The sequence below is a fragment of the Paenibacillus sp. FSL H3-0469 genome, from assembly GCF_038051945.1.
GTDB lineage: Bacteria > Bacillota > Bacilli > Paenibacillales > Paenibacillaceae > Paenibacillus_AQ.
In genome coordinates this window covers 5951718-5963861 of sequence record NZ_CP150302.1, presented here as the reverse complement: position 1 = coordinate 5963861, position 12144 = coordinate 5951718, and the positions used below count along the sequence as shown (strand labels likewise).

General features: G+C 43.5%; 8 protein-coding genes and 4 CRISPR repeat arrays. Of the genes, 2 read left to right on the top strand and 6 right to left on the bottom strand.

Going from position 1 to position 12144, the window contains the following annotated elements; all coding sequences use genetic code 11:
- Positions 1-2: 2 nt before the first annotated feature.
- The 4 genes from NSS83_RS26060 to NSS83_RS26045 all read right to left on the bottom strand — a co-directional run bounded on the left by NSS83_RS26060 (position 3) and on the right by NSS83_RS26045 (position 7257).
- Entirely contained in the window at positions 3-2132 is a 2130-nt protein-coding gene (locus NSS83_RS26060) for a hypothetical protein (protein ID WP_341346817.1), read from the bottom strand.
- 1 nt (position 2133) lies between these two features.
- Complete coding sequence (locus NSS83_RS26055; RefSeq protein ID WP_341346816.1) at positions 2134-3030, bottom strand: DUF6602 domain-containing protein; 897 nt, start codon at positions 3028-3030, stop codon at positions 2134-2136.
- A 135-nt stretch (positions 3031-3165) separates the two neighbouring features.
- Positions 3166-4050 (bottom strand): CRISPR system precrRNA processing endoribonuclease RAMP protein Cas6, encoded by an 885-nt coding sequence (gene cas6, locus NSS83_RS26050; protein ID WP_341346815.1) that lies wholly within the window; start codon positions 4048-4050, stop codon positions 3166-3168.
- Positions 4051-4108: 58 nt separating this feature from the next.
- Positions 4109-4944: a CRISPR direct-repeat array (repeat unit 33 nt; unit sequence ATTTCAATCCACACACTCCATACGGAGTGCGAC).
- A gap of 389 nt (positions 4945-5333) precedes the next feature.
- Positions 5334-6364: direct repeats of the CRISPR family, unit length 32 nt; unit sequence ATTTCAATCCACGCACTCACATAGAGTGCGAC.
- 491 nt (positions 6365-6855) lie between these two features.
- Positions 6856-7257, bottom strand: coding sequence for a hypothetical protein (locus NSS83_RS26045; protein ID WP_341346814.1), 402 nt, complete (start codon positions 7255-7257; stop codon positions 6856-6858).
- 116 nt (positions 7258-7373) lie between these two features.
- On the opposite strand from NSS83_RS26045, the gene NSS83_RS26040 reads away from it, so the two are divergent.
- Together NSS83_RS26040 and NSS83_RS26035 are read left to right on the top strand one after the other, a co-directional pair.
- Entirely contained in the window at positions 7374-7607 is a 234-nt protein-coding gene (locus NSS83_RS26040; RefSeq protein ID WP_341346813.1) for a helix-turn-helix transcriptional regulator, read from the top strand.
- A gap of 191 nt (positions 7608-7798) precedes the next feature.
- Positions 7799-9166: a CRISPR direct-repeat array (repeat unit 32 nt; unit sequence ATTTCAATCCACGCACTCGTGTAGAGTGCGAC).
- Between the two features lie 360 nt (positions 9167-9526).
- Positions 9527-10237, top strand: a complete 711-nt coding sequence (locus NSS83_RS26035) for a hypothetical protein (RefSeq protein ID WP_341346812.1) — start codon at positions 9527-9529, stop codon at positions 10235-10237.
- Between the two features lie 37 nt (positions 10238-10274).
- Here NSS83_RS26035 and NSS83_RS26030 read toward each other — a convergent pair whose 3' ends face one another.
- Both NSS83_RS26030 and NSS83_RS26025 read right to left on the bottom strand, forming a co-directional pair.
- Complete coding sequence (locus NSS83_RS26030) at positions 10275-10823, bottom strand: HAD-IIIA family hydrolase (RefSeq protein WP_341346811.1); 549 nt, start codon at positions 10821-10823, stop codon at positions 10275-10277.
- Positions 10824-10916: 93 nt separating this feature from the next.
- A CRISPR array of direct repeats spans positions 10917-11412; the repeat unit is 32 nt; unit sequence ATTTCAATCCACGCACTCACGTAGAGTGCGAC.
- Between the two features lie 233 nt (positions 11413-11645).
- Complete coding sequence (locus tag NSS83_RS26025) at positions 11646-12098, bottom strand: GNAT family N-acetyltransferase (protein ID WP_341346810.1); 453 nt, start codon at positions 12096-12098, stop codon at positions 11646-11648.
- Positions 12099-12144 lie beyond the last annotated feature (46 nt).

Here is a 12144-nt window from a genome sequence, read left to right as displayed (position 1 = left end):
CTTCACTTTCCCCCTGACTTGTTATCCGCCGATGAATGAGTCTTGAATTGAATCAACTGCTCTCGTAACTGCTGGAAGATTAACAAAGAGTCTACATAATCCTGATTCCAGAACCTCTTGGCCATTCGTAAGAATTCATCTTTATCGAAAAAAAGCCCAGGTGGAGCCTTATGCTCCTCTTCTCGTATTTTTTTAAGAGCTTCAAAGTCTTCCTTGAGCCTTTCATCTGTATCTGCAATCATGTCCGCAATTCTTTTCATATCATGGATAGATTTGATGCGATGCAGCATAGAACTGGATAAACGCACCGTACGGTATACCTCAACCGTCGATGGACCTTTGGTCTTAGCTCCATTTCTGCTCTTCTTTTCATTCTTAATGTTTTCTGGTGCAACACTATATTTGTCAAACTCGACAAAAATACTTCTAAAGCGGTCACGATCCTTCCATCCTCCAAGGTTCTTCTCGAACAAGTATCGTAAGGTTTTGTTAAACACCGTACCTCTCACCCGTTTGACTTCAAAATCCTTACGTTTTTGTCCCCTGTCCTTCGAATCAGTATGCTGCATAATCTTAAATCTTGGATCGGAGAATAGTAACAACAACCGGACATATTTCTCAAGCTGCTGCTGTTGCTTCTCTTCAAATAGGAGTTCACCTTTTGAACTCCCTGCTTTCTTGACCATTACCTGTTTGAGCAACGATTCCAATACAAGAAGCTCTGTCTCTCTTAATTTGTTGTTACTGCTGCCCAGATATTGCGGAATAACATGGTAGAGCACAGCATTGCTGTATTTCACAGGGCTTTTGCGTACTTCAGGATCAGTAATTTTGTGAAGCAGTCCATAGAAAAAGTGATGCGCTGCAAAGCCCTCGTCCATCGCAGCCTGTAACCGTTTGACCTGTGTAACGAAATGCCCCCATTGGTTTTTGTCCGCATGATGTTTCTTGAATAGTTCAAGTGGATTTTTCCCATTGTTGGAATTGCGCGGGGTGCGTGAATGGCCCGTCTTCGCTGATTCATCCTTAGGCAGATCGTAACGATACAGCACATGTTCGTTTATACTGATTTTCACACAATTCGAGGCAACGATGCCCGAATACGGCTCTACACCCGGTTGACTTTTGGCATAATCAAGCTGCGTTTGCACACGTTTATAGTAGTATCGGATAGGCTCACGATTGAAAGTGAACTCAACCCCTATACTCACGGACAGCGGCTGAAGCTGCTCCTTGCTTACTTCATTAATCTCCTGAAATTCCTGATTGATCTTCTTCAATATCTCTGTGCACAGGTTAATGCCGTCTAACAGCTTGGAGGTAGGGACAGCAAAGAAAATATCATCCCCTGCAATATACAGCGGAAATAGCCTGAATTCCCCATCATTGTCTCTATACTTCTTGGCAATTTCACTCAAATAATCAATGCTTATGTACTTAGATAGCAGCTCACTAACCTGCCTATACGTCTCATAGCTCTGAATCTGCTTGAACCGATCCCCCATCCCGTCGAGATCCGCCTTAATCACCGCAATCCGAAAATGGTTCTCGTTAAGCTCCTCTTGCTCCGAGTACAGCTTGTTGATGGTGTCAGAGAATACATCAGGCTGTTCTGCACTGAGCGGCGTCAACCCGAATTCCAACTTCTCAGAAGAAGGGTGGAATCGGAATACCTTCTCCCGATTTTGCTCGATCATTGAATTTGTACAATCTTTTTCATTCAGTCTTTGTTTGCTCACACGAATCGCTTCTAATTTGTAGTGCTCGTTATTGCCGATGTCCGCCCGCTGAAAATATACATATTTCATGAAAAGCTTCCCGCTGAATTTCTCGTAATACATCTCAAACAAGCTCTTCAGCCTAACCGCAATCTCCTGCTTCGAAAGATGGGTGACAAATATACACATCCCGGAGCATTTCAGCAATTCACAGTCAATATGCCCGAAGAATTCCCCTTTTTCTCCGATCAAACCGATGTCCTTGTAGAATTGCTCGGAGATGAACCGGGAAGCCCCCATGATTTCCTTCAACGTTCCGCTATTGCTCTGTTTCTGCTGAATCTGGGCCTGAAGCACATCATATAGGAAGGATTGCACCTTATCCATTTGAACGGCAACCACGTATTGTTCCACGTTATTCTTCCCCTTTCTTAGCGCTGAATAACTTGGCATATGCTTGATGGGGGAACAAAATCGGATTATTGATTAACATTAAGAGCTGGTTGAATTGAAAATTGAAAGTCATAAGGGAAATATTCTTCCCATTGCCATCCAATACTTCATAATTTGCAAGTGAGGCATTTCCCAGATTTTTCTTTGTTGTCTCTCCAAAAACGCTGTCCATTTCTACTCTATGGAAATTAAGGCTTTTAAACCAGTCGAACAGTGTTCCCTCCGATTCCTCATCCGTTCGATATGCAATCTCAATTTGCTCCTCTTGACCCTCCTCCTTGGAAGCAAGCAGCGTGAAGTCAAAATGCTGTTTGATATCTTCATTGCATTTTTCCCGCAATGCACAGAGGATGCGGAGCGGACGGGTGGACTTTTGGGAGGCTACCCCATCCACGCCTAAAGCTATACCCGGGTTAATCCGGGCAATAGAACGATCAGAGGTTTCCAATAATTTAATACTTTTTGCCCAATTTTTAATGTATTTGGGTTTTAGACTCTGGCTCTTGCATTCAATGACCGCCGCAATGGCCTCAATGGGAATAAACTTTATTCTGCCATAACGGAAAATATACGGAGTGTAAGTCTCATCCAGAATGGCAAAGTCTACTTCATTCGACACCCTGCCAATCGAATCAATAATAAATACAGAAGACTCTATGACAAATTTCCTCGGAATTATCATCTCAAATAACTGAGACCAGATCACCTCACGTTCGGAGCCTATTGTCGTACCATGCAGATCATGCTTCATGTATAGCTGATTCACAATAGATTTCTCTACCTGCTTGTAATTCGCTGTCACATTGGTAATCAGCTTTCTCTTTTTTCGCTCTTCTTCAGGAGATAATTCCTTTGGCACGGCTTCGCACTCCTTCGTTGATGTCCAAAATTTTGAAACTACGAATAGTATATCACTGCTCCTGAAATTCCCATATAAAAAAAATGCTGTCTGAGCTATAGCCCAAATAGCATTTCTTGTCACTTGCTATACTTTTCACCGATAGATTACATCCATCTGCCCACATCCAAAGGTGGAGTTCCTGCCAATATGCAAAATGCGCGCAGCATTCAGCCAGGGAATGAAGGGGGACAGCTCGCCCGAGAAGGTTAAAGCACCCAGCATACCACTCCAATCTAAGGATTCCTTCTTTCGGCTGGAGTATCTATGCATCTCATGCAAGAATAATCCCTTAGACTCGGGACTGATCTCACCCGCAAGCTCACACACCTTCGTCGCTGCCTCTGTGTTCATAGAACCGCCGTAACGCTCATTCAGCAACTGGATTCTTCTCGTAATACTTCGGATAATAGTAGGGAAATCGATATTCTGCACCAACATTCCCCCTCGACGAATACGAAGAGGCGTCACCAGATGCACAGAGCACCAGGAAGCAGGCTCTTGCAAAGCATGAACTGAAATATTCTCCGGGATCGCCGCATCCATATCCAGCTCACCTTTTCTCCAGATCCCCCCATACTGCTCCCCCTGCAAAATATCTGTAAGCTCAAACGGCTTACGTTCTGCTCCGATACCAAAACGCTGCGCTTGCACGAGGGAAGAAACAATCGGCTGCGCATAACGGATAGCATCGCCTAAAAGGATCAGCTTGAAGCAAAGGAGATCGCCAGCAGCATATACCCTTCTCGGCCTAGGCGGCTCAATGATATAAGGATTCACGATATCCTGCCCCGCTCCACCCCATCGTCGATTCTCAAACACATACCTGTAGGATTCTGAAGAATGCTGAGTTAATGCCCACCCTGTCACACCATGAAGCGTTGAGCCAAGGAAGGCGGGCAAGCGAGCATTCTCCTTAGCTCTAAGCCGAATAAGTAACGGTAAGTATTCTAGCGAGAAGATAGGGGCTCTTGTGTTCATACTGTACTCCATTTCTGATTGTGGCTAAAAGGTGTTAAAGATTTGAACAGGTTCATCCATTCAAATTCACACACTCCATAGGGAGTGCGACCTGGACGTCACCATGCAAATACGGACTATCATTATATTTCAATCCGCACACTCCATACGGAGTGCGACGATTATGAGTGTTCCGTCTGATCAAACAAAGTATATTTCAATCAACACACTCCATACGGAGTGCGACTCGGTGCGTAATAGATGCTAATCCGCATCAGTAATTTCAATCCACACACTCCATACGGAGTGCGACCTGTATGTCAAAATCTTCACTAAAGAGCAGATGATTTCAATCCACACACTCCATACGGAGTGCGACGGTACTATCAAAATCATATGGATTGTTCCACGTGATTTCAATCCACACACTCCATACGGAGTGCGACGGACAAGACAAACGCCAAGGTTTCCAATCTTACATTTCAATCCACACACTCCATACGGAGTGCGACGGACGATACAATCTGCCGGCGGGCATACGCGGGAGATTTCAATTCACACACTCCATACGGAGTGCGACAATATACGGCATAAACAGTCCAATGACTGATGTATTTCAATCCACACACTCCATACGGAGTGCGACAAGCGCCGAACTTTGCAGCACATCCACTAAAACAATTTCAATCCACACACTCCATACGGAGTGCGACTAGGCCGCGGGATCAAGGCTTCGATTACCCGTATATTTCAATCCACACACTCCATACGGAGTGCGACCGATTTGCTTCGCCCATATTCTGGTCTCCTCTCCTATTTCAATCCACACACTCCATACGGAGTGCGACCCGCTAAAATGATTTCAATATCTCGTAGTTTCTTATTTCAATCCACACACTCCATACGGAGTGCGACAGCGGAAAACAGCATAACTTATGCTTTTCCAGTATTAATTCACTCTCTTTCCTCTAACTCTATTCTCAAAAAAACATATGTTAACCTTTGACTTTTCAAGTACTATCATATTTCCGTAGAGTTTCGACAAATTCTGAGGTGCGAAACTCCCGGGGATTTCATGGGAGCTTGGCATTCGCACCTACCTTCGTTCCTATTTTACTCTATGGCTAATATTCTGCAAGACAATAATACATTCAGTACTGCACTACTCCTTGAACCAATGCACTCGTAAAAAGTAATACTTTGAGAACAGACTTCAAAGGAAAATCGTGTACATTATTTCAATCACGTACTCTCATAGATGGATCGTTATTAGATCACGTATGGCCTTTTGTGAGTAGCATTTTATTTCAATCCATGCACTCGTATAGAGTGCGACCAACGTTCTCTCGCGCATCTGAAAACGCGACGATATTTCAATCCACGCACTCACATGGAGTGCGACTGAGATATTATCCTCTCCGATTAGAGCCATCTTAAATTTCAATCCACACACTCGCATAGAGTGCGACAACACCAAGTATACCATCACCTTTGACACGCACATATTTCAATCCACGCACTCGCATAGAGTGCGACACCTATAGATCTCCTATGGACACATCAAATGAGTTATTTCAATCCACGCACTCACATAGAGTGCGACTGGGAGGCAATTGATACAGACCTGAAAGCTTTTGGTATTTCAATCCACGCACTCACATAGAGTACGACGATCGAAGACAAGAGCGATGAGGACGTAGCCACGGAATTTCAATCCACGCACTCACATAGAGTGCGACCAGCGATCAGGCCAGCGAGCTGCGTTGAGTAGTATTTCAATCCACGCACTCACATAGAGTGCGACAAGATTTGATTTACATTTTATTTACCATTTATTAAATTTCAATCCACGCACTCACATAGAGTGCGACAACAGCCTCCAGCAAAGCCCTCTCTTCGTTTGTGAATTTCAATCCACGCACTCACATAGAGTGCGACTTTCGTAGTCAATTCTATAATTTCCTTCTTCGCTATTTCAATCCACGCACTCACATAGAGTGCGACTCCATATTTTCTGCACATCATTGATATGTATGACATTTCAATCCACGCACTCACATAGAGTGCGACTAGACCCGTTGAATAGTGTCCATCTATACTACTGCAGATTTCAATCCACGCACTCACATAGAGTGCGACTATTATGTTCGCTCAACCTCTGTAGATATTACAATTTCAATCCACGCACTCACATAGAGTGCGACCGTTTAAAAAGGAAGTTACAGGTCTTCTACAGATTTCAATCCACGCACTCACATAGAGTGCGACTATTGCTTCTGCAATTTTGCTCTGATATTCAAGCGATTTCAATCCACGCACTCACATAGAGTGCGACAGCGGAAAACAGCATAATCTATGCTTTTCCCGTATTAATTCTCTATGTTTCCTCTAACTCTAATCTTGATAAGATATACATCAACCCTTGACTTCTCAGGATTACTCACTGTTTGCTAGAGTTTCGACAAATACTGAGGTGCGAAACCCCTAGGGATTTCATGGGAGCTTGGCATTCGCACCAGCCCTCCCTCCTATCTTACTCCACCACTTATTTTCTGCAAACCAATTAGCTCACTCCTAGCTCAGAAGTCTATGTATTGTTGTTACTCCGCTCAGCCTTTTCGATAGCTTGTATAAAACTTAGCGTAGGATTCTCGGATCTGAAATGAACAGCTAACTCGGCCATACCTCCAGATTGCAGCCAATCCCAATAATCCAACGTATCTACATTTTCCAAGTAAAATCGCGATAACGCCTCAATTGGATTTATTTTATACAGAGCTTCAAAATCTGAATTGGGCATTGAATCATTTAACAGATACTCATTTTTCAGCTCATATAACACTGAAAAATGCTATAATGATTAACGTTAACAATAGTATTTATAAACTGATTGCATCTTTTTGGTGTGTTTAAAATAATTTGCATGTCACTAATCAACGCTTTATCATCACAATTCAGGATCGCTATCAACTCTTGGGATGTAATATCAGGCTTGTCAGGTGCTTTTTCAATAATCATTGTCCAAGGTGGGTAAGCGCCCATTTTGAAAACCTTAATCGCATCCGTAACATGACAACCGATGGTCTGCCATTTACGCCCCAGTGCATCAGTGAGGTGATAGTAGTGAATATTATCAGGTAATCCTTGAAGTTCTGGCCACACTATGTTTTTACGGAAAATTTCAAGAATAGCTTGAGTGTTAAGCTTACGAGGGCGACGTTTGGGCATAGAGCATCCTCCATTTGATTGCCTCAAGGGAACTGCACGTTTAAAGTTCAACTTCTATATCAACAATATACATTATGCACCTTTAAAGTGCAACCATTTTATTTAGGAGGAGCCCTATGGAATTTGATAAATATACGCTACATTGTAAACTCGACCAAATTTTAAAGGTACACAATATCTCAGTACTAAAATTGTCCAATGAAATCGGACACCGAAGAACAACAATTATGGAATTAGTGCATAACACCAACATGGATAAAAAGAAAATATCAGCAGAACTAATTATGAAGCTATGTCTCTATTTCGAGATCAGCCCTAATGATTTATTTGAGGTACGCCGGATAGAATAGCCTATGATTAAAAAAGCACTGAATCCTGCGGCTGCGCAGATATTCAGTGCTTTTATTTATAAGATGGAGTTAACCAGATTCGTGTAAGTCAGATAAATAAAAAGCTGGGACCCAACCGTATTCGTTATTATCCGTTTTACAGTAAGTCAAATCGTTTAAGTGCTTTAACCCCCAAAGTATTTCCCCTTGAGATTTCAATCCACGCACTCGTGTAGAGTGCGACTACTTGACTAACACAATTACTGTCTTTGAGCAGTTATTTCAATCCACGCACTCGTGTAGAGTGCGACTCGGAGTTATCATTTTTACCATTAGCCGGGCCAGATTTCAATCCACGCACTCGTGTAGAGTGCGACTATATCCCGTCCGGCCTATTCCACTCGTACACCTTATTTCAATCCACGCACTCGTGTAGAGTGCGACATTGACGGCACGCCGATTGTGTTCCCGGAGCTGCTGCAGATTTCAATCCACGCACTCGTGTAGAGTGCGACGAGATCACACCGTTCAGCCGTCACCACCGACCGAAAGACATTTCAATCCACGCACTCGTGTAGAGTGCGACAGTAAGGCGATATCATTCTTCATGAATGAAATTATTTCAATCCACGCACTCGTGTAGAGTGCGACTGGTATTTCAATCTAATGAAAGTCTTGGGAGTTACATTTCAATCCACGCACTCGTGTAGAGTGCGACAAAGGTTACGGAGAAGTATGTGTATCTGCGTTCAATTTCAATCCACGCACTCGTGTAGAGTGCGACAAATGCACAAATCTCTGGTATCACCCAATGGGTTATTTCAATCCACGCACTCGTGTAGAGTGCGACCGTGTCTCTCTAATAGATATTTTTTGTGTTTAGATTTCAATCCACGCACTCGTGTAGAGTGCGACCCTCCTGTCGCCAATTGCTCTGTCAATTTGTTCAGATTTCAATCCACGCACTCGTGTAGAGTGCGACCCAGACGCTCACCGTTCGGACGCACGCTGTTATACATTTCAATCCACGCACTCGTGTAGAGTGCGACTTCTCGTATGTTCCCGGATCAACCAGATCAACATTTCAATCCACGCACTCGTGTAGAGTGCGACTATGATTGTGGCGCGCATATGTACATAAAAAAATATTATTTCAATCCACGCACTCGTGTAGAGTGCGACTCCTTGGTCTGTCCGAGTTTCTTTGGTGAGATATCATTTCAATCCACGCACTCGTGTAGAGTGCGACGAAAGTATGGGCGATGAACTGAAGAGATTAATTCCATTTCAATCCACGCACTCGTGTAGAGTGCGACTCGCTATCTTGGCTATCAATAAAGACTTCTTTATTTCAATCCACGCACTCGTGTAGAGTGCGACGAGCATCTGGTATCAAAAACAATTCACTATTGTAAATTTCAATCCACGCACTCGTGTAGAGTGCGACTAAATCAATCGATTGGCGCTTTTTGTCGTGATAAGATTTCAATCCACGCACTCGTGTAGAGTGCGACTGGTACGACAAGGAGCGGGTGAAATGAGTAAATGATTTCAATCCACGCACTCGTGTAGAGTGCGACAGCGGAAAAGAGCATAACTAATGCCTTTCCCCTATCGTTTCACTTCTTTTCCCTTAATATTATATCAGATAAGTATGAATCACACCTTGACATTCAACTAGCACTATCAACCTGTCAGAAATTCGACAAATTCTGAGGTGCGAACCCCCCGGGGATTTTATGGGAGCTTGGCATTCGCACCGATTCTCTTTTTCTATTTTAATTCATCGCAAGTAATTCTGCATAACTATAAATCTCTCAATATTGTAGTTTTTTTGTTGCGTGCAAGGTATTACAAGTTCATCAAGTCATTCGATATACTAAGGGTGGTAAAGGTAATTATTACGCTGAAACACATGAAGAGGAAGGGAATCTGACTCGATGAAAAAACTAATAGTAAGGTCCGTAGGTATTGTTGCCCTTTTAAGCTACATAGTGGGGTGTACTGATCCTTCTCAACTTCAAACTGCGGAGGCGAAAGCAGCGCCATCCCATACCCCAAAACCAGAGGCCAAAGTAAATAACATCAATGCACTAATTCCGGCAGGTTGGCACATTTTAGAGCCTGTCCTGGGAGAAAAGGCTATCGCCAAAGGAGATTTGAATAAAGACGGGATCTCAGATCTCGCAACGGTCATTGAGAAGGATACGGTTAAGGACGAGGCGTCTCCACGGTCACTCTTACTCGCATTTGGAGGCAAAAATAATACGTACACCCTATCCATCATCGCCAAAAATGTCATTTTGCGGGCGGATGAGGGCGGAGTTTGGGGCGATCCTTTTGAGAGCATTACTATTAATAGGGGATCTGTACTGGTTAGCGATTATGGGGGGAGCAACTGGAGATGGTATAACAAATATAGATTCCGGTATCAAGACAAGGATTGGTTTTTGATCGGTTACACGAGCGGTAGCTACTTTACAGGAGCAACCACCATAGATCAAGCGGACGAGGATGACATTAACTATCTGACCGGACAATTTATAGAGCGGAGAACCGACGAACAAGGACATACCACAACGAAAAAAGGAACTCAGAGGAAAAAGCCTTTGATCCGTCTAAAGGAGTTCAACCCGGAAAATTTGCAATAACCGAGGGACACCAGCGAAACAAAGCGGACAACGCGCTCTACTCAGGCGTGGTCCGCTTTATTGTGTTAATTAACCATTTTGCCGCATCCAGGAGGTCCTTCGCAATATAATCCGGTGCTGCTTGCTCATACCACAGGTGACGGTACTTATTCAAAGACTGCAGCCCCCAGCCTGTCTCTACCAGAATTCTTATGGCCCCCACTGCTGCGGCCACAAGCATATCGGTTGAACCCACATCGCCAATCACAGCACACCGGGTTAAATCTAATCCATGATCGGTTGCCGCTTGCAGAAGCATCCCAGGTTGCGGCTTGTGGCATACACAGCCGTCTTCAGGCTCATGGGGACATATGTATGCAGAATAGAATCCGTAACTGTCAAATTCATTCCTAAAGTCTAATTCTGTAGCAAGTCCTTTAGATATGTTGTGTTGGTTCGTTAGGGCGATGATTGGGATTTCATGTTTTTTTAATAATTGCAATGCTTCTAGTGAGTATGGAAATAATTCGAAATCCCGGGGGTGGATGAAATGGCCGTTCCCGCCCAAGGTCCCATCTCGATCCACAAATACAGCTTGAAGGGTCAAGCGGATTCACCTCTTCTTCCTGAAGAATCCAAAGCCACAACTAAAATCAAAACAACGATTACAAAACCTCTCATGGACATCAACTCGTTAGATACTTCGATCCACGCACTCACGTAGAGTGCGACGCCGCTCCACTTGCCGATCGACCCAAGTCCTCGGAATTTCAATCCATGCACTCATGTAGAGTGCGACCATACTAGTCCTGAAAGCGTTGTCGAACTATGACATTTCAATCCACGCACTCACGTAGAGTGCGACATTGCACATAGGATAGATCCCAACTAGTGTTATATTTCAATCCACGCACTCACGTAGAGTGCGACCGAATCGCTGGGAAGATAGCGCGAGTCCAATTAATGATTTCAATCCACGCACTCACGTAGAGTGCGACCTTAGCCGCACGCAGTACCTGGATGGGCTACTATTTCAATCCACGCACTCACGTAGAGTGCGACTCCCGTGCAAACTTGTCCGCTTTTCCCGGATCGGAATTTCAATCCACGCACTCACGTAGAGTGCGACCCGCTTTAATTTTCATTGAGTAGAATTAATGAAAAATTTCAATCCACGCACTCACGTAGAGTGCGACAGCGAAAAAAAGCATAAACCATGCTTTTCCCGTATTAATTCACTATCTGGCTCCTAAGTCTATTCTTGAAAAGATATAAGACCACCCTTGACTTATCAAGACTACCCTCATATTTATAGACTTTCGACAAATTCTGAGGTGCGAAACTCCCGGGAATTTCATGGGAGCTTGGCATTCGCACCGGATCTCTTTTCTATTTTAATCCATCGTAAGTCATTCTGCATAACGATAAATTAGTGCATATTTAGTAATTCCCAGTTAATCATTCCGTTCTCTATTCCGGTTCGTGTAAAATTCAATTTCTCCAAAACTCTGATAGATGGAATGTTATCGATAAGGCATTCGGCCATAATTTTTTGGACTTTTTTTGAAGATAAGGCCCATTCTATAATAGCTCCTACCGACTCAGTGGCTATCCCCTTATTATGCATATCTGGAATAATGCCAAACCCCACTTCTACAATCCCTTGATGATCAGGCTTTCCCTTAAAACCAATGTCGCCGATAATTTGATGATTATCTGTTAAGGTTACAAACCACGCACCCCAGCCCGACAATCCAGGGTCTCCTTTAAGCTTATCTAAATAGTTGATGATATGATTTCTGACAGAATACGTTTCTGATACTTTTATGTAATTTTCCTGGTTAAAAGCAGTGATGATGAGTCGTTCTGTCTGGATGTGCATAATTAATTCCTCCTCGTAACTGGCTGCGCATGGAATAATTATACAA